General features: G+C 60.1%; 18 protein-coding genes. 16 read left to right on the top strand and 2 right to left on the bottom strand.

Annotated features, from left to right (window positions below; all coding sequences use genetic code 11):
- Positions 1 to 11: 11 nt before the first annotated feature.
- From AB4O41_RS06150 to AB4O41_RS06140, 3 genes are all read left to right on the top strand, one after another.
- On the top strand, positions 12 to 449 hold the full coding sequence (locus tag AB4O41_RS06150; RefSeq protein ID WP_460146694.1) for an acyl-CoA thioesterase: 438 nt from the start codon (positions 12 to 14) through the stop codon (positions 447 to 449).
- Positions 450 to 621: 172 nt separating this feature from the next.
- Positions 622 to 1,581: a tRNA dihydrouridine synthase gene (locus AB4O41_RS06145; RefSeq protein ID WP_038980070.1), complete on the top strand. Its 960-nt coding sequence runs from the start codon at positions 622 to 624 to the stop codon at positions 1,579 to 1,581.
- A gap of 131 nt (positions 1,582 to 1,712) precedes the next feature.
- On the top strand, positions 1,713 to 2,159 hold the full coding sequence (locus tag AB4O41_RS06140) for an Hsp20 family protein (RefSeq protein WP_008075938.1): 447 nt from the start codon (positions 1,713 to 1,715) through the stop codon (positions 2,157 to 2,159).
- A gap of 58 nt (positions 2,160 to 2,217) precedes the next feature.
- On the opposite strand, the gene AB4O41_RS06135 is transcribed toward AB4O41_RS06140, so the two are convergent.
- Both AB4O41_RS06135 and AB4O41_RS06130 read right to left on the bottom strand, forming a co-directional pair.
- On the bottom strand, positions 2,218 to 5,496 hold the full coding sequence (locus AB4O41_RS06135) for a sensor domain-containing protein (RefSeq protein WP_460146693.1): 3,279 nt from the start codon (positions 5,494 to 5,496) through the stop codon (positions 2,218 to 2,220).
- Positions 5,497 to 5,580: 84 nt separating this feature from the next.
- Positions 5,581 to 6,471: a LysR family transcriptional regulator gene (locus AB4O41_RS06130; RefSeq protein ID WP_007905966.1), complete on the bottom strand. Its 891-nt coding sequence runs from the start codon at positions 6,469 to 6,471 to the stop codon at positions 5,581 to 5,583.
- A 159-nt stretch (positions 6,472 to 6,630) separates the two neighbouring features.
- On the opposite strand from AB4O41_RS06130, the gene leuC reads away from it, so the two are divergent.
- From leuC to AB4O41_RS06065, 13 genes are all read left to right on the top strand, one after another.
- Entirely contained in the window at positions 6,631 to 8,049 is a 1,419-nt protein-coding gene (leuC, locus tag AB4O41_RS06125) for a 3-isopropylmalate dehydratase large subunit (RefSeq protein ID WP_460146692.1), read from the top strand.
- A gap of 49 nt (positions 8,050 to 8,098) precedes the next feature.
- Positions 8,099 to 8,704 (top strand): 3-isopropylmalate dehydratase small subunit, encoded by a 606-nt coding sequence (gene leuD, locus AB4O41_RS06120; RefSeq protein WP_460146691.1) that lies wholly within the window; start codon positions 8,099 to 8,101, stop codon positions 8,702 to 8,704.
- A 155-nt stretch (positions 8,705 to 8,859) separates the two neighbouring features.
- Positions 8,860 to 9,648: a class I SAM-dependent methyltransferase gene (locus AB4O41_RS06115; RefSeq protein ID WP_460146690.1), complete on the top strand. Its 789-nt coding sequence runs from the start codon at positions 8,860 to 8,862 to the stop codon at positions 9,646 to 9,648.
- Between the two features lie 72 nt (positions 9,649 to 9,720).
- The gene (leuB, locus tag AB4O41_RS06110; protein WP_008007203.1) at positions 9,721 to 10,803 is read left to right on the top strand and encodes a 3-isopropylmalate dehydrogenase; all 1,083 of its coding nucleotides are present in this window, start codon (positions 9,721 to 9,723) and stop codon (positions 10,801 to 10,803) included.
- A 67-nt stretch (positions 10,804 to 10,870) separates the two neighbouring features.
- On the top strand, positions 10,871 to 11,983 hold the full coding sequence (asd, locus tag AB4O41_RS06105; protein ID WP_258621254.1) for an aspartate-semialdehyde dehydrogenase: 1,113 nt from the start codon (positions 10,871 to 10,873) through the stop codon (positions 11,981 to 11,983).
- Between the two features lie 248 nt (positions 11,984 to 12,231).
- A complete protein-coding gene (locus AB4O41_RS06100) occupies positions 12,232 to 13,242 on the top strand; it encodes an aspartate-semialdehyde dehydrogenase (RefSeq protein WP_460146689.1) in 1,011 nt (336 codons plus the stop codon).
- A 208-nt stretch (positions 13,243 to 13,450) separates the two neighbouring features.
- A complete protein-coding gene (locus AB4O41_RS06095) occupies positions 13,451 to 16,105 on the top strand; it encodes a FimV/HubP family polar landmark protein (protein WP_460146688.1) in 2,655 nt (884 codons plus the stop codon).
- Positions 16,106 to 16,458: 353 nt separating this feature from the next.
- Positions 16,459 to 17,283 carry a tRNA pseudouridine(38-40) synthase TruA gene (truA, locus tag AB4O41_RS06090; RefSeq protein WP_367375748.1) on the top strand — a complete coding sequence of 275 codons (825 nt, stop codon included), beginning with the start codon at positions 16,459 to 16,461 and terminating at the stop codon, positions 17,281 to 17,283.
- A gap of 63 nt (positions 17,284 to 17,346) precedes the next feature.
- Positions 17,347 to 17,982: a phosphoribosylanthranilate isomerase gene (locus AB4O41_RS06085; RefSeq protein WP_460146687.1), complete on the top strand. Its 636-nt coding sequence runs from the start codon at positions 17,347 to 17,349 to the stop codon at positions 17,980 to 17,982.
- Between the two features lie 296 nt (positions 17,983 to 18,278).
- On the top strand, positions 18,279 to 19,199 hold the full coding sequence (gene accD / locus AB4O41_RS06080) for an acetyl-CoA carboxylase, carboxyltransferase subunit beta (RefSeq protein WP_007905946.1): 921 nt from the start codon (positions 18,279 to 18,281) through the stop codon (positions 19,197 to 19,199).
- A complete protein-coding gene (gene folC / locus AB4O41_RS06075) occupies positions 19,196 to 20,503 on the top strand; it encodes a bifunctional tetrahydrofolate synthase/dihydrofolate synthase (protein WP_460146686.1) in 1,308 nt (435 codons plus the stop codon). The genes accD and folC overlap by 4 nt, the downstream gene beginning before the upstream one ends.
- Complete coding sequence (locus AB4O41_RS06070) at positions 20,487 to 21,149, top strand: SPOR domain-containing protein (RefSeq protein WP_460146685.1); 663 nt, start codon at positions 20,487 to 20,489, stop codon at positions 21,147 to 21,149. Before folC ends, AB4O41_RS06070 begins: the two co-directional genes overlap by 17 nt.
- A 98-nt stretch (positions 21,150 to 21,247) precedes the next feature.
- The gene (locus AB4O41_RS06065; RefSeq protein ID WP_460146684.1) at positions 21,248 to 21,808 is read left to right on the top strand and encodes a CvpA family protein; all 561 of its coding nucleotides are present in this window, start codon (positions 21,248 to 21,250) and stop codon (positions 21,806 to 21,808) included.

The raw sequence follows: 21,808 nt of genomic DNA, 5'->3' as shown, positions 1-21,808 counted from the left end.
GGGAGTGGGGTATGGGCTGGGATCGGGCAACGCCGTTTATCATTGATCTGGAAGTGGCCGCCGAGGACATCGACGGGCTGGGCCATGCGAACAACGCGGTGTACGTGACCTGGCTCGAGCGCTGTGCCTGGCGCCACTCGCAACGTCTGGGCCTGGATCTGGTCGAGTACCGGCGGCTGGATCGGGCGATGGCGGTGGTGCGACACGAGATCGATTACCTGGCGGCAGCCTATGAGGGCGATGAGTTGCAGTTGGCGACATGGATCGTCGATTGGGATCAGCGCCTGAAAATGACCCGACACTTCCAGTTGAAGCGCCCCAGCGACAACACGACGTTGCTGCGGGCACAGACCACTTTCGTGTGCATCGAACTGTCGACCGGCAAGCCCAGGCGCATGCCGGCGGAGTTTATCGAGGGCTATGGCCCTGCATTGCAAGTTCCAAGCTGACACGATTCTGTGGCGAGGGAGCTTGCTCCCGTTAGAGTGCGCAGCACTCTCCATTGCAGGGGACCGCTTCGCGCTCCAGCGGGAGCAAGCTCCCTCGCCACAGAGGTATGCGCAAGTCTTTCATTAGATAATCCAGTAAACTGCCGCACGTTTTTCGTTGAGTGTGTTTTTCATGCAAATTGCTTTGGCGCCCATGGAGGGGTTGGTCGACAACATCCTGCGGGACGTGCTCACCCGTGTGGGCGGTATTGATTGGTGCGTGACCGAATTCATTCGGATCAATGATCAACTGCTCACGCCTGCCTATTACCACAAGTTCGGCCCGGAGCTGCTGACCGGCGCCCGAACCGCGTCCGGCGTTCCGCTACGAGTGCAGTTGCTCGGCTCCGATCCGGTGTGCCTGGCGGAAAACGCCGCATTGGCCTGCGAGTTGGGTTCCGAAGTCATCGACCTGAACTTCGGCTGCCCGGCCAAGACCGTCAACAAGTCCCGTGGCGGCGCGGTGCTGCTCAAAGAGCCTGAACTGCTCAACCAAATCGTCGAACACGTCCGTCGTGCCGTACCCGCGCACATTCCGGTGACCGCCAAGATGCGCCTCGGCTTCGACAGCCCGGACGGTGCGCTGGTCTGCGCCACGGCCTTGGCCGAAGGCGGCGCGGCGCACATCGTGGTTCACGCACGGACCAAGACCGATGGCTACAAGCCGCCAGCTCACTGGGAATGGATCCCTCGGGTGCAGGACGTGGTCAAGGTGCCGGTGTTTGCCAACGGCGACATCTGGAGCGTCGAGGACTGGCGTCGTTGTCGCGAGATCAGTGGCGTCGAAGACATCATGCTCGGTCGTGGACTGGTATCTCGCCCGGATCTGGCCCGGCAAATCGCTGCCGCCCGCGCCGGTGAAGACGTTGTCGAGATGACTTGGGCCGAGCTGCTGCCGCTGATTCAGGACTTCTGGCTGCAAGCCAAGGCGCAGATGACGCCACGTCAATCGCCGGGCCGCTTGAAGCAATGGCTGGCGATGTTGACCCGCAATTATCCCGAAGCGGTAGAGCTGTTCACCGTCCTGCGTCGTGAGACCGAACTGGATAATGTCTCGCGTTTACTGGGGTTACAGGTGTCTGAAGCGGCCTGAAGCTACTTTAAAAAAAACAAAAAAAGAGCTCTTGAAAAGTAATCAGCGGTCCTTATCTAAGGATTACGCGATGCCGAATTCGGGTCGCGGAGACAAAAAAACTTGCTGATTATGTTCAGGAGATTTGAATCATGAGTACTGCATTTTCCCTGGCCCCACTGTTCCGTTCCTCGGTAGGTTTCGACCGTTTCAACGACCTGTTCGAAACCGCCCTGCGCAATGAACCAGGCAGCACCTATCCACCCTACAACGTTGAAAAATACGGTGATGATCAATACCGCATTGTCGTAGCGGCCGCCGGTTTCCAGGAAGAAGACCTGGACCTGCAAGTGGAGAAAGGTGTGCTGACCATCAGTGGCGGCAAACGTGACGCGGACGAAAGCGTCACTTACCTGTACCAAGGCATCGCGCAGCGTGCCTTCAAACTGTCGTTCCGTCTGGCGGACCATATTGAAATCAAGGCCGCCGAACTGCGCAACGGTTTGTTGAGTATCGACCTGCTGCGCGTGATTCCGGAAGAAGCGAAGGCCAAACGCATCCCGATCAACGGGACGGAAAAACCGGCTCTGCAGCACTGAGTCAGAGCAACGAAAAGGGCGCCATCCACTGGCGCCCTTTTTTGTGCCTGTGTCCGACTCATTTGAGAAGCTTCTGAAACTCCTCCACCAGCAGCGGCCTGCTGTGCAAATACCCTTGATACAAGTGGCAGCCCAGCCCCTGCAAAAACTCCAGTTGCTCCAGGGTTTCCACCCCTTCGGCGATGACTTCCAGCTCCAGGCTGTGGGCCATGGCGACGATGGCGCGAATGATTTCGGCATCGTTGGGATCGGTGGTGGCGTCGCGGATGAATGACTGATCGATTTTCAGGGTGTCCACTGGCAGGCGTTTAAGGTAGGTCAGCGAAGAGTAACCGGTACCGAAATCGTCCATCGCAAAGCTCACGCCGAGTTTTTTCAGGCGCCGCATTTTGCTGATGGTGTCGTCCAGGTTCTGGATGACGATGCCTTCGGTGATTTCCAGTTTCAGCAGCGAGCAGGGCAGGCCGTGGCTGCCGAGGCTGTGTTCGATGCGTTCGACGAAATCGTTCTGACGAAATTGCCGTGGGCTGATGTTCACGCACAGGCTGAAATCGAACGGGTCGATCAAGCCCTTGGCGATCAGGTGTTTAAAGGCTGCGCAGGCTTCGTCGAGTATCCATGTGCCGACTTCCAGAATCAGCCCGCTGTCTTCCAGCACCTTGATGAACTCGGTGGGCGATTGCGCACCCAGTTGCGGATGGTGCCAGCGGACCAGGGCTTCGGCGCCGGTAATGCGATTGTTGCGGGCATCCACTTGCGGTTGGTATTGCACGCTGAACTCACCTCGGGAAAGGGCCAGGCGCAGGTCGGTTTCCATGCGCAGGCGTTCGCTAGCGGCCTTTTGCATGGTGTTGTGATACATCTGCGTGGTGTTGCGGCCCGAGTCCTTGGCGCGGTAAAGAGCGATATCGGCGCGTTTGAGCAGGTCGGTCGGGGTCGAGCCATGGTCGGGAATCAGCGCAATGCCGATGCTCGGCGTCACTTGCAGGCGCTGTCCGTCGAGGAACATCGGTTCGGACAGCAGTTCGCGCAAGGTGTCCGCCAACTCCCGGACCTGAGCGCTGACGTCGCTGCGCGAGCCTTCCAGACCGCTGAGCAGCACCACAAATTCGTCACCGCCCAGGCGTGCGACGGTGTCCTCCATGCGCACGCTGGCTTCAAGGCGCGCGGTGATGATCTGCAGCACCGTATCGCCCACCGGGTGGCCGAGGGAATCGTTGATGTGCTTGAAGTGGTCGAGATCAAGGAACATCAGCGCGCCGCGCAGGTTGTGGCGTTTGAGTAGGGCGATCTGCTGGCTCAGACGATCCATCAATAGGGCGCGGTTGGGCAGGTTGGTCAGCGGGTCGTGGTAGGCCAGGTGACGGATCTGCGCTTCGGCATTTTTCAGCAGGCTGACGTCCCGCGCGGTCAGCAGCAGGCACGCCGTTTCGTTGAGGGTGATCGGCTCCACCGAGACTTCGACGGTCAGCAACTCGCCGCGTTTGTTGCGCCCGAGCATTTCCTGATGGTGAACCCGGCCCTTGATATGTAGTTCCGCCAGCAACGCCGAGCGTTGTTTTTCTTCGGCCCAGATACCGACCTGATACACCGTGCGGCCGATCACTTCATCGGCACGGTAGCCGGTCAGGCGACAGAAACCGTCGTTAACTTCCAGGTAGCGTCCGGTGTCGCGCTCGGTAATGGTGATGGCGTCGGGGCTTGAATGGAAGGCCTTGGCGAACTTCTCCTCGCTGGCCTTGAGCGCCGCTTCCGAGCGTTGCTGCTGGGTGATGTCGCGCAGGGTGGTGACAATGCACGGTTGGTCGCCGACGCTGATCTGTCGGCTCGATATCACGCAGGTCAGGGACTGCCCGTCCTTGTGCTGAACGATGATCGCCACGTTGTTCAGGCCCTGTTCGCGGATGACCCGCTCGATCCTTTGCAGGCTTTTCGCCGAAGCGTCCCACAGGCCGATTTCGTCGGCGCTGCGGCCAATCACGTCGACGGTGTTCCAGCCGAATGTCTGAGTGAAACTGGAGTTGATCTCGATGAAGTGACCGGTGTCCTGGCGCGTGACGCAAATCGGGTCCGGGCTGACTTGGAACAAGGTGGCGAATTTCTCTTCCGAGGCCACCAGTTGCTGTTCGCGTTCCACCTGATCAGTGATGTCCAGCAGTGTGCCGGCCATGCGCAGCGGGTTGCCGTGGTCGTCTCGATAAAGTCTGGCGCGGCTTTCCAGGTAGCGCGAACTGCCGTCCTGCAGCTGTACCCGGTACGTCAGTTGATAACTACCGGCCGGGCCCTCGCGCAAACTGCGGTAGGCATCGCGCATGCTGTCGCGTTCTTCGCCGGGCACGCCTTCGAAAAACGCGTCGAAGGATTCATGGAAGGGTTTGGGGTCAAGCCCATGCAACTGGGCGGCCCGCGCCGAGCCGTAAAGCATGCCGCTGGGAATGTGCCAGTCCCAAGTGCCGAGTTGCGCCGAATCCAGAGCCAGGTCGAGGCGTTCCTGGCTGTCTTTGAGGGCGTGCTCGGCAATTTTGCGTTCGGTGGTGTCGAGGAACGTGCTCAGCAGATAAGGCTGACCTTCGAGTTCGACCTTTTGCGCACTGAGAATGCCGTCGTGAACCTGCCCATTGCTGGCGCGAAACTGCACCTCCATGTTGATCAGCTCGCCTTTGGCCTTGGTGGCCTTGACCAACTGCACTCGTTGCTCCGGGTTGACCCAAAGGCCCAGTTCCAGCGTGGTTCGGCCGATGGCGTCTTGCACCGGCCAGCCGAACAGACTTTCGAAATACTGGTTGGCTTCGCTAATCAGGCCGTCTTCCTGGCGGGTCAGCAGGACCATGTTCGGGCACAGGTGAAACAGCGTGGCGAAGCGTTTTTCCGAGCTGCTCAGCGCCTGTTCGCGCTGGCGCTGATGGGTGATTTCACGAATGACCCCAATCATTCGCGGCCGGCCGTTTTTGTCCGGCAGCAGGCTGCCGTTGATTTCCAGCCAATGCAGACTGCCGTCGGGCCAGCGGATGCGGTGGTGCATCGCCTGTTCCAGCGGGGCCCCGGCGATCACTGCATTGAAGGCGCGAATGGCTTTCGCCCGATCCTCCTGAGGCAGCAGGTCGAGGTATTCCAGATCTTCCGGCAGCGGTTGTCGGGGATCGAAGCCGAACAACGCCTGAGTACCCCGGGACCAACTGATTTGCCCCCGCTCGATGTCCCAATACCAGGCGCCCAGCCGAGCGCCGTTGAGGGCCGCCAGCAACTGCGGGGCGCTTTCCCAGCTCTGCTCGGACCGTTTGGGGTCAAGTGCCTGAATTCGCGGCATCGGCGGCATACGTTCAACAGATTTGGGCATGGATAACAGGCCTTGGGCTGAATTGGGCGTTAGGCACAGGGTTTTGGGGCTCTATAGGCGTAGCACAAAAATAAGAAGCACAGCTTAGCCGCGAGTCCCTGGCTGATCGATTTGTGCATCCAGCAGAGCCATGAAGGCCCGTGCCGCGTTCGATAGCGTCCGTTCGGTGTGCAGGATATAGCCTAGCTGGCGAGTGAGCTGTATGCCCGGCAAAGGTATGCGCGCCACTTGATCGTCCAGCATGGTGCGCGGCAAAACGCTCCAGGCCAGACCGATCGAGACCATCATCTTTATGGTTTCCAGATAATTCGTGCTCATGGCGATGTTCGGCGTCAGGCCCTGAGCCTCGAACAGGCGCTGCACGATGTGGTGGGTAAAGGTGTTACCGCCGGGGAAAACCGCGGGGTGCAGGGCGATATCCGCCAGGCTGACCGGACCGTTAGCGATCAGCGAGTGCTCGGGGGCGACCACGAAATCCAGCGGGTCGTCCCACACGGGCGTCGCCTTGACCAGTGCGTGAGGCTCCGGTGCAAGGGTGATTACTGCCAGTTCGGCGCGGCCATGGAGTATTTCTTCGTAGGCCACTTCCGAATCGAGGAACTGAATATCCAGCGCCACTTGTGGGTAGCGTCGGGTGAACTCCCTTAATAAGGGCGGTAAACGGTGCAGGCCAATGTGATGACTGGTGGCCAACGTCAGACGACCGGAGACTTCGCCGGTCAGGTTGGTCAGGGCGCGGCGGGTGTCATCCAGTACATTGAGGATCTGATAGGCCCGTGGCAGCAGGGCGCGACCGGCTTCGGTCAAGCTGACTTCCCGGCCCAGTCGATCGAACAGCCGCACCTTCAATTGTTGTTCCAGGCCGGCGATGCGCTTGCTGATGGCGGGTTGTGTCAGGTGCAGCCGTTCGCCGGCGCCGGAGAAGCTTCCGGTCTCGGCAATCGCGATAAAAGCATTGAGGTTGGCGAGGTCCATGATGATGTCTCGGTGGCATTCCAGTTGGTTATGCAAAGCATAAAAAATATGAATTTGAGTTATTTAATGTAACCCCCTAGGATCGACCTCACAAGCCAAGGGGTTATTGAAACTTTCAAGATCCGGGGCATAGAAACAAGCTGATGAGGAAACCGTCTGATGGCCGGCAAAACGCTCTACGACAAGCTCTGGGATTCGCATTTGGTCAAGCAGCGCGACGATGGCTCGGCGCTGATCTATATCGATCGTCACATCATCCACGAAGTGACCTCGCCGCAAGCCTTCGAAGGCCTGCGTCTGGCCGGGCGCAAGCCTTGGCGCATCGATGCCAACATCGCGACCCCGGACCACAACGTTCCGACTACCCCGGAGCGCAAGGGCGGTATCGAAGCGATTGTCGACCAGGTCTCGCGTTTGCAGGTTCAGACCCTCGACGATAACTGTGACGAATACGGCATCGTCGAATTCAAGATGAATGATGTCCGCCAAGGCATCGTCCACGTCATTGGCCCGGAGCAGGGCGCAACCTTGCCGGGCATGACCGTTGTTTGCGGCGACTCCCATACCTCGACTCACGGCGCATTCGGTGCCTTGGCTCACGGTATAGGCACTTCCGAGGTCGAGCATGTGCTCGCTACCCAGTGCCTGGTCGCGAAAAAAATGAAGAACATGCTGGTGTCCGTCGAAGGCCAATTGCCGTTCGGCGTGACCGCCAAGGACATCGTCCTCGCGGTGATCGGCAAGATCGGCACCGCCGGCGGTAATGGCCATGCCATCGAATTCGCCGGTAGCGCGATTCGCGACTTGTCCGTTGAAGGCCGCATGACCATTTGCAACATGGCGATCGAGGCCGGCGCTCGTGTAGGTCTGGTGGCCGCCGACGAAAAAACCGTGGCTTACGTCAAGGGCCGTCCATTTGCTCCGAAAGGCGCGGAATGGGATTTGGCCGTCGAAGCCTGGAAAGACCTGGTCTCCAACGCGGATGCCAAGTTCGACACCATCGTCGAGCTCGATGCCACTCAGATCAAACCGCAAGTCAGCTGGGGTACCTCGCCTGAGATGGTCTTGGCTGTCGATCAGAACGTTCCCGATCCTGCGAAGGAAATGGACCTGGTCAAGCGTGGCTCCATCGAACGCGCCTTGAAATACATGGGTTTGACCGCCAATCAGGCGATCACCGATATTCAGCTGGACCGCGTATTCATTGGCTCCTGCACCAACTCGCGGATCGAAGACCTGCGCGCCGCTGCCGTGATCGCCAAGGGCCGCAAAGTGGCTTCGACCATCAAGCAAGCCATCGTGGTGCCGGGTTCGGGGTTGGTGAAGGCTCAGGCCGAATCCGAAGGCCTGGACAAGATTTTCCTCGAAGCCGGTTTTGAATGGCGCGAGCCGGGTTGCTCGATGTGCCTGGCGATGAACCCGGACCGTTTGGAGTCCGGCGAGCATTGCGCGTCGACCTCCAACCGCAACTTCGAAGGCCGTCAGGGCGCCGGTGGCCGTACCCACCTCGTCAGCCCGGCCATGGCCGCCGCCGCCGCGGTGAACGGTCGTTTCATCGACGTCCGTGAATTGATCTAAAGGAGCGCAGCATGAAAGCTTTACCCAGCACACTGGTCTTGTCGCGCCTTTGGATCGTGCCAACGTCGACACCGATCAGATCATCCCGAAGCAGTTCTTGAAGTCGATCAAGCGCACCGGTTTCGGTCCGAACCTGTTCGATGAATGGCGTTACCTGGATGTCGGGCAACCGTATCAGGACAACTCCAAGCGCCCGTTGAACAAGGACTTCGTCCTCAACGCCGAGCGTTATCAGGGCGCCAGCGTGTTGCTGGCCCGCGAGAACTTCGGTTGCGGTTCCAGCCGCGAACACGCGCCGTGGGCGCTGGAAGAGTATGGTTTCCGCAGCATCATCGCGCCGAGCTACGCCGACATTTTCTTCAACAACAGCTTCAAGAACGGCTTGCTGCCGATCATCCTGAGCGACGCTGAAGTCGATGAGCTGTTCCAGCAGGTTGAGGCGACTCCGGGCTATCAGTTGCAGGTTGATCTGCAAGCTCAGACCGTGACCCGTCCGGATGGCAAGGTGTTGAAATTTGAGATTGATGCGTTCCGTAAGCATTGTCTGCTCAACGGTCTGGACGATATCGGCCTGACGTTGCAGGACCACGAGGCGATTGCCACGTTTGAAGCCAAGCATCGCGCGAGCCAGCCGTGGTTGTTTCGCGACGCGTGATTGATCCGGAATTGATGTAGGCAGTACCGGCCTCATCGCGGGCAAGCCCGCTCCCACAGGTTTTGTGAACACCGCAAATCCCTGTAGGAGCGAGGCTTGCCCGCGAAGAGGCCCACCCAGACAACACAAGGCTAAACCCCAAAAAAGGAAGTCCCATGACCAGCACCGCCCAGCACAGTCAGGTAGTACAAAAGCAATTCGGTGAACAGGCCTCGGCCTATCTGAGCAGCGCTGTACACGCTCAAGGCACTGAATTCGCGTTGCTACAGGCTGAACTGGCGGGGCAGGGCGATGCCCGTGTGCTTGACCTCGGTTGCGGCGCCGGTCATGTGAGTTTTCACGTGGCTTCGCTGGTCAAGGAAGTGGTGGCTTACGATTTGTCTCAGCAGATGCTCGACGTGGTGACGGCTGCTGCCGTCGATCGGGGCTTGAGCAATGTGTCCACCGTACTGGGTGCCGCCGAGCGCTTGCCGTTCGCTGACGGCGAGTTCGATTTCGTCTTCAGCCGTTATTCGGCACACCATTGGAGCGATCTCGGGCTGGCCCTGCGCGAAGTTCGCCGGGTACTGAAGCCGGGCGGGGTGGCGGCGTTCATCGATGTGTTGTCGCCCGGCAGCCCATTGTTCGACACTTACCTGCAAAGTGTTGAAGTGCTGCGCGACACCAGCCACGTGCGCGATTATTCTGCCGGTGAGTGGTTGCGTCAGGTCAGCGAAGCGGGGTTGCATACCCGCAGCACCACGCGCCAACGGCTGCGCCTTGAATATACATCCTGGGTCGAGCGCATGCGCACGCCGCAGGTGATGCGCGCGGCGATCCTCGAGTTGCAGCAATCGATGGGCAATGAAGTTCGCGAATATTTTGAGATTGAGGCCGATGGTTCGTTCAGTACAGATGTGCTGGTGCTGATGGCTGAACGATCAGCTCTGAAACATAAGCTCTAAAACATAAGCGCCGAGCGATAGAATTTTTCCGGGTGTGCCCACGGGCGTGCCGACTGATGACATGAGGAAAGCATGAGCAAGCAGATTCTGATTCTCCCGGGTGACGGTATTGGCCCGGAAATCATGGCCGAAGCGGTCAAGGTGCTGGAGCTGGCGAACGACAAGTACAGCCTGGGCTTCGAGCTGAGTCATGACGTGATCGGTGGCGCCGCCATCGACAAGCACGGCGTGCCGCTGGCTGACGAAACCCTGGCCCGTGCCCGTGCCGCCGATGCGGTATTGCTGGGCGCCGTGGGCGGTCCGAAATGGGACACCATCGAACGCGACATCCGCCCTGAACGCGGCCTGCTGAAAATCCGTGCGCAACTGGGCCTGTTCGGCAACCTGCGTCCGGCGATCCTGTACCCGCAACTGGCCGAGGCTTCCAGCCTGAAGGCAGAAATCGTCGCGGGTCTGGACATCCTGATCGTCCGTGAACTGACCGGCGGCATCTACTTCGGCGCGCCACGCGGTGTGCGTGAACTGGAAAACGGCGAGCGTCAGGCCTACGACACTCTGCCGTACAGCGAAACTGAAATCCGCCGCATCGCCCGTGTCGGTTTCGACATGGCTCGCGTGCGTGGCAAGAAGCTGTGCTCGGTGGACAAGGCCAACGTGCTGGCGTCCAGCCAACTGTGGCGTGAGGTCGTCGAGCAAGTGGCCAAGGACTACCCGGACGTCGAACTGAGCCACATGTACGTCGACAACGCCGCCATGCAACTGGTGCGTGCACCGAAGCAGTTCGACGTGATCGTTACCGACAACCTGTTCGGCGACATTCTTTCCGACGAAGCGTCGATGCTCACCGGCTCCATCGGCATGCTGCCGTCGGCGTCGCTGGATGCCAACAACAAAGGCATGTACGAGCCGTGCCACGGTTCGGCGCCGGACATCGCTGGCAAGGGCATTGCCAACCCGTTGGCGACCATTTTGTCGGTGTCGATGATGCTGCGTTACAGCTTCAATCTGCAGGACGCGGCCGATGCCATCGAGAAGGCCGTGAGTCTGGTATTGGATCAGGGCCTGCGCACAGGCGACATCTGGTCGGCCGGTTGCACCAAGGTTGGTACGCAGGAAATGGGCGATGCAGTAGTCGCCGCGCTGCGGAATCTGTAATCTCTTTGGCCCGCTGCAACTTTCAACCATGAAAGCAGCGGCCCACTTTTAAGAAGGTGTAGTTGCGATGAAACGTGTAGGTCTGATCGGTTGGCGCGGTATGGTCGGTTCCGTGCTCATGCAGCGGATGCTGGAAGAGCAGGATTTCGATCTTATCGAGCCGGTGTTTTTCACCACTTCCAATGTCGGTGGCCAAGGCCCGTCCGTGGGCAAGGACATTGCTCCGCTCAAGGACGCTTACAGCATTGAAGAGCTGAAAACCCTCGACGTGATTCTGACCTGCCAGGGTGGCGACTACACCAGCGAAGTCTTCCCGAAGCTGCGCGAAGCCGGCTGGCAGGGTTACTGGATCGACGCTGCTTCCAGCCTGCGCATGCAGGACGACGCGGTGATCGTGCTGGACCCGGTGAACCGCAAGGTCATCGACCAGCAGCTCGACGCGGGCACCAAGAACTACATCGGCGGCAACTGCACCGTCAGCCTGATGCTGATGGGTCTGGGTGGCCTGTTCGAAGCCGGTCTGGTCGAGTGGATGAGCGCCATGACCTATCAGGCGGCCTCCGGTGGCGGCGCGCAGCACATGCGTGAACTGATCAAGCAAATGGGTGTGACCCACGGCGCTGTCGCCGATCAACTGGCCGACCCGGCCAGCGCCATCCTCGACATCGACCGTCGTGTCGCCGAAGCCATGCGCAGCGACGCGTTCCCGACTGAAAACTTCGGTGTTCCGTTGGCCGGCAGCCTGATCCCGTGGATCGACAAAGAGTTGCCGAACGGCCAGAGTCGCGAAGAGTGGAAGGCCCAGGCCGAGACCAACAAGATCCTCGGTCGCTTCAAGAGCCCGATCCCGGTGGATGGCATCTGCGTGCGTATCGGCGCCATGCGTTGCCACAGCCAGGCGCTGACCATCAAGCTGAACAAAGACGTGCCGATCGCCGACATCGAAGGGCTGATCAGCCAGCACAACCCTTGGGTCAAGCTGGTGCCAAACAACCGTGAGATCAGCATGCAGGAGCTGAGCCCTACAAAGGTTACCGGCACCCTGAACGTGCCGGTTGGCCGTCTGCGCAAGCTGAACATGGGTTCGCAGTTCGTCGGCGCTTTCACCGTCGGCGACCAGCTGCTGTGGGGCGCGGCCGAACCGCTGCGTCGCATGCTGCGGATTTTGCTTGAGCGTTGATCGATTGATGTAACGAAGAACCCGCGCCTTGAAAGAGGTGCGGGTTTTTTTTGCCCACCGATCATTCCCACGCTCCGCGTGGGAATGCCGCCATGGACGCTCTGCGTCCGCTCTTGAAGCGGTGACGCGGAGCGTCACAGGATGCATTCCCACGCAGAGCGTGGGAACGATCAGGATGGGGCGTGAATTGCCTCACTGCCAACCACCCGGTAAAGTGCCGCTCCCCCCGTTTCGCCAGAGGTAGAACCATGAGCCAGTCCTTCGATATTGCCGTGATCGGCGCCACCGGTACTGTCGGCGAAACACTCGTCCAGATTCTTGAAGAGCGGGATTTTCCGGTCGGTAACCTGCACCTGCTGGCGAGCAGTGAATCGGCCGGGCATTCGGTACCGTTTCGCGGCAAGAACGTGCGGGTGCGGGAAGTTGACGAATTCGATTTCAGCAAAGTCCAGTTAGTGTTCTTTGCCGCCGGCCCGGCAGTGACCCTCAGTTTTGCTCCGCGTGCCACAGCCGCCGGTTGCTCGCTGATCGACCTGTCCGGGGCCTTGCCGGCCGATCAGGCGCCGCAAGTGGTGCCTGAGGCCAACGCTGAAATTCTGGCCGGCCTGAAAAAGCCTTTCCAGGTCAGCAGCCCAAGCCCTTCGGCCGCGACGCTGGCGGTGGTGCTGGCGCCGTTGCTCGGTTTGCTCGACCTGCAACGCATCAGCCTGACGGCGTGTCTGGCGGTCTCTGCCCAAGGCCGCGAAGCGGTCACCGAGTTGGCTCGGCAAACCGCCGAGTTGCTCAATGTGCGCCCGTTGGAGCCGGCGTTCTTCGATCGGCAGATGGCTTTTAACCTGTTGGCGCAAGTCGGTACGCCTGATGCTCAGGGTCATACGCTGCTGGAAAAACGCCTGGTGCGCGAACTGCGTCAGGTCATGGCGCTGCCTTCATTAAAGATTTCCGTCACTTGCATTCAAGCTCCGGTGTTTTTCGGCGATAGCTTTAGCGTGACCTTGCAGTCATCGAGTGCTGTCGACCTGGCGAAAGTCAACGCAGCGCTGGAAGCGGCGCCCGGTATCGAGCTGGTCGAGGCGGGCGATTACCCGACCCCGGTAGGCGATGCGGTAGGGCAGGACGTGGTTTACGTTGGTCGGGTTCGCAGCGGGATCGACGACCCGGCGGAACTTAATGTGTGGCTGACGTCAGATAACGTACGCAAAGGGGCCGCGCTCAATGCTGTGCAGGTGGCTGAATTGTTGATAAAAGACCTGCTGTAAAAGATACTTGGCAACAATTTTTCGAATGATTCCCGTCGAGCGTCATGCTTGGCCGGAATGCTTAAGGTGAGCCACCCCGCAGGGCTTCCCATTGCATGTATGAAATGATCGCGCGCGACGACCCTTCGTCGCCGCGCGCAATGCCTTACGGCAGCGGCAATCAACACCTTCTCGCTGGCCGAGGAATGTTCAAACAAAGGAAGAGGTTATGGTTCAAGTTCGCAAACTGGTGTTAGCAATAGCGGCCGCCTCGGCGCTGTCCTCCGGTATGGCGCATGCCCTCGGGCTCGGGGAGTTGACCCTGAAATCGACGCTGAACCAGCCTCTGGTCGCAGAAATCGAGTTGCTCGACGTCAAGGACCTCACGGCTGCCGAAGTGGTGCCGAGCCTGGCCTCGCCCGAAGATTTCACCAAGGCTGGTGTCGATCGTCAGGCGTTTCTCAACGATCTGACCTTCACTCCAGTACTTAACGCCAGCGGCAAAAGCATCCTGCGCATCACGTCCAGCAAACCGCTGTCTGAACCGATGGTGAAATTCCTGGTTCAGGTCATGTGGCCCAACGGTCGTCTGCTGCGCGATTACAGCGTACTGCTCGATCCGTCCAAATTCTCGCCGCAGACCGCCGATGCCGCCGCGCAACCGGCGCCATCCCAAACAGTGACCGCGCCAGTCACCGGCGCCACCAAACCATCGCAACACACCACCACGCCGCGCGATACCCTGTGGGAAATTGCCGCGAAGGCGCGGAACGGCGGTTCGATCCAGCAAACCATGTTGGCCATTCAGGCGCTGAACCCGGATGCGTTCATCGATGGCAACATCAACCGGCTGAAAACCGGTCAGGTGCTGCGTCTGCCTGATCAGGTACTGAGCACCAACCTGCCGCAACCGAAGGCTATCGCTGAGGTCGCCGCGCAGAACACCGCGTGGCGTCAGGGTCGTCGCTATGTGGCGAAACCGGGAACCGGTCAGCAGCAACTCGACGCCACCAAGCGCGTTCGCGGTGAAGGTGCTTCGTCGCAACCTGCCGCAGACAAGCTGAGCCTGGTCTCTGCCGACACTGGCAAGGGCCGTGGCAAAGGTGCCGCCGGTGATGCGAAAGCGTTGAGCGATAAGCTGGCCGTCACTCAGGAAAGCCTCGACGCGGCTCGTCGTGACAACGCTGAACAGAAAAGCCGCATGAACGATCTGCAAAGTCAGCTGGACAAGCTGCAACGCCTGATCGAACTGAAGAACAATCAGTTGGCCAAACTGCAGGCCGAAGGTGGCGCGGGTGCGCCGGCGACCGCTCCGGCGATGTCGGCTGAGCTGGCGACCAACCCTGCGGCAACGCCTGCGGACGCGGCACCTGCACCAGAGGCTGCTGCACCAGAAGCCGTTCCGGCGCCAGCTGTCGAGCCAACGCCTGCGACATCCGATGATCAGAAATTCAACGAGCTGCTGACCAATCCGATCCTGCTGGGGCTGGTGGGTGGCGGTGCGGTGGTGCTGCTGCTCTTGCTGCTGTTGCTGGCCCGCCGCCGCAAAGCTCAGCAAGAGGCCGAGAAGCATCTGCGCATGGCCCGTGCCTTGGAGGAGGAACAAGAGTTCTCCGTCGACCAGGATTTGCCAGAAAGCAGCTTCGAAGGCCTGGAAGTTCCGCCGCCGAGTGTGAAACTTGCGACCGCACCAGCACCAGCACCAGCACCTGCGCCGGCCCCAGTGATTGCTCCGGTTGTGGTGACACCGCCGATCGCTGCGCCACTGGTGTCGCCTGCCGGCGAGCGTTCCGATCGTTCCGACGACGTACTGGCTCAGGCGCAGTCGCACATTACAGGCGGTCGTCTGAATCAAGCCGCCGCATTGCTGGAAGACGCTATTAAACAAGAGCCGCAACGCAGTGACCTGCGCTTGAAGCTGATGGAAGTCTACGGTCAGCAGGGCGACCGCGATGCATTCGTCGCTCAGGAGCGTCAACTGGTGGCAAACGGTGATAACTTCGCCCGGGTCGAAGAGCTGAAAAGCCGCTTCCCGGCGATGGCGGTCGCAGTTGCGGGTGGTCTGGCCGCCGCGGCAATCGCCGCCGAGCTGGACGCGCAATACGTCAAGGACCTGCTGCTGGACGAACCGCAAGTCCCGGAACCGGCATTGTCCGATTTCGACAGCGCCTTCGATCTGAGTCTGGACGATCTGGAGGCGGCTACTCCAATCTCGCCTGCCGTTGCGGCGGAACCAGAGCCAGCACCAGAGCCGGAGCCAGCACCAGCACCAGCACCAGAAGCTCTGGCTGAGCTGGACGAATTCCCGCTGGACGACGACCTGAGTTTTGAGTCGGTGTTGCAGCAGCAGACTGAAATCAAGGAAAACCTCGACGATCTGTCGGACTTCGACCTGGACATGGATCTGGGGGGCAATGCCTCCCCGGCAACGCTGGCCGAAGACGACTTCCTGCTGAGTCTGGATGAAGACCTCAAGGACTTGCCGGCCGCCGAAGCGCCATCCGTGACCGAGCCGACGCTCGACGACCTGGAGTTGCCTGCGGATTTCGACCTGTCACTGGCCGATGAAATGGACGCCACCCCGGATCAGCCTGACGCCTTCGAAAACGAACTCAACGACGTCAATGCCGAGCTGGATCGCCTGTCCCAGAGCCTCGGTGAGCCGAGCTTCACCGAGGAAGATGCTTTGGCCTCCGCGGCCGATGAGCCGGACTTCGATTTCCTCTCCGGCACCGACGAAGTCGCCACCAAACTCGACCTGGCCCAGGCCTACATCGACATGGGCGACAATGACGGCGCTCGGGACATCCTCAATGAGGTGGTGACCGAGGGCGATGCCGGTCAGAAGAGCGAAGCCAAGGAAATGCTCTCGCGTCTGGCGTGAGTCATCGGTAACGCATAAACAAAACGGCAGCCCATCGAGGCTGCCGTTTTTGTTTGGGTGGTGATGTGATGGCGCCTGCCAGATAGACCGAGGCGCGGCTATCGCGGGCAAGCCACGCTCCCACAGGGATGTATGCTGGCTGCATATCTTGTGTACGACACAAAACCTGTGGGAGCGAGCCTGCTCGCGATGAGGGCATCCCGTTCAACATCAAACCCGGCATTGCACCGATCGGGCAGGGCACGAAGATCACTCAGCTCTGGCGTCCCGGTCCGGCGGCCTTATAATGCCTGCCTTTGCGTAGATCAGCAGGCTGTCACCCTTTGGCAAACATAGATAATCCGGCCGCCGAAATGGCGGCCGACGGCTTTTTCCGGATCGCGTTGGGCGTTGAATACAAAGGTTCGCGTTATCGCGGCTGGCAACGTCAGGCCTCCGGTGTGGCTACGGTGCAGGAAACCCTCGAAAAGGCCTTGTCCAAAGTCGCCGACTCACCCGTGTCGCTACTTTGCGCCGGCCGCACCGACGCCGGTGTGCATGCTTGCGGGCAAGTGGTGCATTTCGACACCCAGGTCGAGCGTTCGATGAAGGCTTGGGTCATGGGGGCCAACATCAACTTGCCGCACGACGTCAGCGTCAGCTGGGCCAAGGTTATGCCGGCGGATTTTCATGCGCGGTTCAAGGCCATTGCCCGTCGTTATCGTTACGTAATCTATAACGATCAGATCCGCCCGGCGCACCTGAACGAAGAAATCACCTGGAATCACCGTCCACTGGATGTCGAGCGCATGTCCGAGGCTGCTCAGTATCTGGTCGGCACCCACGACTTCAGCGCATTCCGCGCCGGCCAGTGCCAGGCCAAGTCGCCGATCAAGGAGCTGCATCACCTGCGCGTCACCCGCCATGGCAAAATGATCGTGCTGGATATTCGCGCCAGCGCGTTCCTGCATCACATGGTGCGCAACATTGCCGGGGTGCTGATGACCATCGGCGCCGGCGAGCGTCCCGTGGAGTGGATGAAGGAAGTCCTGGAAAGCCGTGTGCGCCGTTCCGGCGGGGTGACGGCCCATCCGTTCGGCCTATATCTGGTGCAGGTCGAGTATCGCGACGAGTTCGAATTGCCCGAGCGTTACATCGGCCCACACTTCCTCACCGGTTTCTCGGAACTTGACGGCTGACGCCCTCGAACGCTTTTGTTACCATCCGGGACTTTCCCGGATTTGTCCTGAGGTTCTATCGACATGTCAGCCGTTCGCAGCAAAATTTGTGGGATTACCCGCATAGAGGATGCGTTGGCGGCGGTCGAGGCCGGGGCCGATGCCATCGGATTTGTGTTCTACGCCAAAAGCCCACGGGCCGTAACATTCCAGCAGGCGAGGGCGATCATCAAGGTCTTGCCGCCGTTCGTGACCACCGTGGGTTTATTCGTCAATGCCAGCCGCTGCGAGTTGGGGGAAATCCTCGACGCCGTGCCGCTGGACCTGTTGCAGTTCCATGGTGACGAGACTGCGGCCGACTGTGAAAGCTGGCACCGGCCCTACATCAAGGCGTTGCGGGTGAAGGCCGGCGACGACATCGCAGCAGCTTGCGATGCCTACGCCAGTGCCAGCGGGATCCTGCTCGACACGTACGTCGAAGGTATTCCCGGCGGAACCGGCGAAGCCTTCGACTGGTCACTGATACCGCAAGGCCTGAGCAAGCCGATCATTCTGGCTGGCGGTTTGACACCGGACAACGTCGCCGAGGCGATTGCCCGGGTTCGGCCTTACGCGGTGGACGTCAGCGGTGGAGTAGAGGCGAGCAAGGGCATCAAGGATCACGCAAAGATTCAGGCATTCATCAAAGCGGTTGCAGGAACTGGTGTAGGCGCTGTGTAGGAGCTGTCGAGTGAAACGAGGCTGCGATCTTTTGATCCTAAAGATCGCAGCCTCGTTTCACTCGATAGCTCCTACGTTGATGTGACGGCTGGCAGACTGCCGCCGTCCACTGCTCTGTACAAAAGAGGTGCACTGCACACAGCAGGCACGGCTGAGGATTGATGGGTTGTACGCAGGTCACGTCTCGCTGACCCGGCCACCCGATCAATCATCGCCACACACATGAATTTAGCTCAAGGGCATACGCGGGGCTGCGAACCAGAGCGTTCGGGCCGCCGGTACTGGAGAAAGAAAGCATGAGCAACTGGTTAGTAGACAAACTGATCCCTTCGATCATGCGTTCCGAGGTCAAGAAGAGCTCGGTGCCTGAAGGTCTGTGGCACAAGTGCCCGTCTTGCGAGGCGGTGTTGTATCGTCCGGAGCTGGAAAAGACCCTGGACGTTTGCCCCAAGTGCAACCACCACATGCGCATCGGCGCACGCGCGCGCATCGACATCTTCCTTGACGCTGACGGCCGTGCCGAACTGGGCGCGGACCTGGAGCCGGTTGATCGTCTGAAATTCCGCGACGGCAAGAAGTACAAGGATCGCCTGACCGCTGCGCAAAAGCAGACCGGCGAAAAAGATGCGCTGATCTCCATGAGCGGCACCCTGCTGGGCATGCCTGTGGTGGTATCGGCCTTCGAATTTTCCTTCATGGGTGGCTCGATGGGTGCCATCGTCGGTGAGCGCTTCGTGCGCGCCGCCAACTACGCCCTGGAAAACCGTTGCCCGATGATCTGCTTCGCCGCCTCCGGTGGTGCGCGGATGCAGGAAGCGCTGATCTCCCTGATGCAAATGGCCAAGACCTCCGCGGTGCTGGCGCGTCTGCGTGAAGAAGGCATTCCGTTCATCTCGGTACTGACCGACCCGGTCTACGGCGGTGTTTCCGCCAGTCTGGCAATGCTCGGCGACGTAATCGTTGGTGAGCCAAAAGCCCTGATCGGTTTCGCCGGCCCGCGTGTTATCGAACAAACCGTTCGCGAAAAATTGCCGGAAGGCTTCCAGCGCAGTGAGTTCCTGCTGGAACACGGCGCGATCGACATGATCATTCACCGTCAGGAACTGCGTCCGCGTCTGGGCAACCTGCTGGCACAAATGATGGGCCTGCCGACGCCAAAATTCGTCGCCGCGCCGATCGAGCCGATCGTGGTTCCGCCGGTGCCTGCCAACATATGACCCAACGCACCCTTGGCGAGTGGCTCGCCTACCTTGAACAGTTGCATCCTTCAGCCATCGACATGGGGCTGGAGCGTTCGCAACAGGTAGCGTCCCGCATGGGACTGGGCAAGCCGGCGCCTCGGGTGATCACGGTCACCGGCACCAACGGCAAGGGTTCTACCTGCGCGTTCGTGGCTTCGTTGCTGCGGGCGCAGGGCCTGAACGTCGGTGTCTACAATTCACCGCACCTGCTGCGTTACAACGAGCGGGTGCAGGTCAATGGCGTCGAAGCCACTGACGCCGAGCTGTGCGAAGCCTTTGCGGCGGTCGAGGCCGGTCGTGGCGACACTTCCCTGACGTACTTCGAAATGGGCACCCTGGCGGCGTTCTGGCTGTTTCAACAGGCAGGGCTTGATGCTGTGGTGCTGGAAGTGGGGCTGGGCGGGCGTCTGGATACCGTCAACGTGGTCGATGCGGACATGGCGCTGGTCACCAGCATCGGCGTCGATCATGCGGACTATCTGGGAGATACCCGTGAGTCCGTGGCTTACGAAAAAGCCGGTATTTTCCGCCAGGGCGCGCCTGCGCTCTGTGGCGATCTGAATCCCCCTCAACCTCTGCTGGATAAAGCGCGCGAGCTCAATTGTCCGTTTTTCCTGCGTGGGCGCGATTTCGACCTGGGTATCACCGATCACGCCTGGCAATGGCGCGGCCTTGATGCTCAAGGGTATGCAGTCGAGTTGCATGATCTGCCATTGCTCGATCTGCCGATGGAAAACGCGGCACTGGCATTGCAGGCTTACCTGCTGCTCGGTTTGCCTTGGGTGGATGCACAAATTATTGAAGCCCTGAAAGCGACGCGCGTGGTCGGTCGGCTTGATCGCCGTCAGTTCAACTGGCAGGGCAAGCGTCTGAATGTGTTGCTGGACGTGGGGCACAACCCCCATGCGGCAGAATACCTGGCCCGTCGTCTGGCCGGTCGCCCGCCGGCAGGCAAGCGTCTGGCGGTGTTCGGGTTATTGGCGGACAAGGATCTGGATGGTGTTGTCGGTGAATTGAATGCTAGTGTCGAGCATTGGGCTGTCGCCCCGCTGGATTCGCCGCGTTCGCGGCCTGTTGAGCAGTTGCGCGCGGCGTTGCAGAACCTTGGCGCCTCGGTAACGTCTTATGACAGCGTGGCCGCCGCTCTGGAAGGGCAGTGCGCGCAGGCGACGAGCGACGACGAAATTCTGTTGTTCGGATCATTTTATTGTGTCGCCGAGGCCCTTGAATGGCTGGCCCGGCGCTCCACGGAGGAAGCGGCAAATGGCTTTGCTGGATAAGGCGTACAAGCAGCGCATGGTCGGTGCCCTGGTGCTGGTGGCGCTGGCGGTGATTTTCCTGCCAATGCTGTTTTCCCGTCAGGACGAGCAGCGCCAGGTGAGGGTTGACGCACCGGCTGCACCGCAAGCGCCGGCTCTGCCGCAAGTGCAGATCGAGCCGGTGGTGGTGCCTGAGCCGCAGGCATTGCCGCAGGAACCTGTGCCAAGCGATGAGGAAATTGCCGCACAGCAAGCGCCGTCGACACAGATTGCGCCAAGTGCGCCCGTGGCGCCAGCACCTCCAGCTGCCAAACCGGTCACGCCGCCTCCGGCGCCAGTCGCCAAGCCTGTGCCAGCACCTGCCCAGCCAATGACTGCCGCACCGAGCAAGCCGGCTACCACCCCAAGCCGCGTCGATGCCAATGGCCTGTCAGTCAGCTGGTCGGTGCAACTGGCCAGCCTGGCGAGCCGTGAGAGCGCTGAAAGCCTGCAGAAAACCTTGCGCAGCCAAGGCTATAACGCCTATATCCGCTCCGCCGATGGCAAGAATCGGGTATTCGTCGGACCGCTGATCGAGCGTGCGGAAGCCGATCGTCTGCGTGACTTGTTGAGTCGCCAGCAGAACCTCAAGGGTTTTGTGGTGCGTTTTCAGCCTGAGCGCGGTTAAAACTATCGTCCCGATTTGAAAAGCACTGACAATCTCAGCTTACCGATAGCCATGGGCTCTGCTAAAATGCGCCGCCTTATCTGTCTGTAGGCTGCACTGTGCCATTTACCTGGGTTGATTGGGCGATCGTTGCAATCGTCGCCATCTCCGCTTTGATCAGTCTTAGCCGCGGCTTCGTCAAAGAAGCACTCTCGCTGCTGACCTGGATCATCGCAGGAGCCGTTGCCTGGATGTTCGGTGGTTCATTGTCCGAGTACCTCGGCGGATACATCGAAACGCCGTCGGCTCGTGTGATCACGGGCTGTGCCATCATGTTTGTCGCCACTTTAATAGTAGGCGCAATGATCAATTATCTTATCGGCGAATTGGTTCGCGTCACCGGGCTATCCGGGACCGATCGATTTCTCGGCATGGCCTTCGGCGCAGCGCGTGGCGTGTTGCTGGTGGTTGTGGCGGTCGGGCTGTTGAGCCTGGGGCCGGTACAGCAGGACGGGTGGTGGAAAGAATCACAGCTCGTGCCAAAATTTCTATTGGTCGCAGACTGGTCCAAAAACCTGATCCTTGGGTGGAGCAGTCAGTGGCTTGCCAGCGGAATCAGCGTACCCGCTGATATACCGTTCAAGGAGCACCTCTTGCCGACGGCCAAAACGCCTCAGTGA

Source organism: Pseudomonas sp. S2_A02, assembly GCF_054668495.1.
Note: the sequence above shows the minus strand (reverse complement) of the source record. Positions and strands in the feature narration are given on the sequence as shown.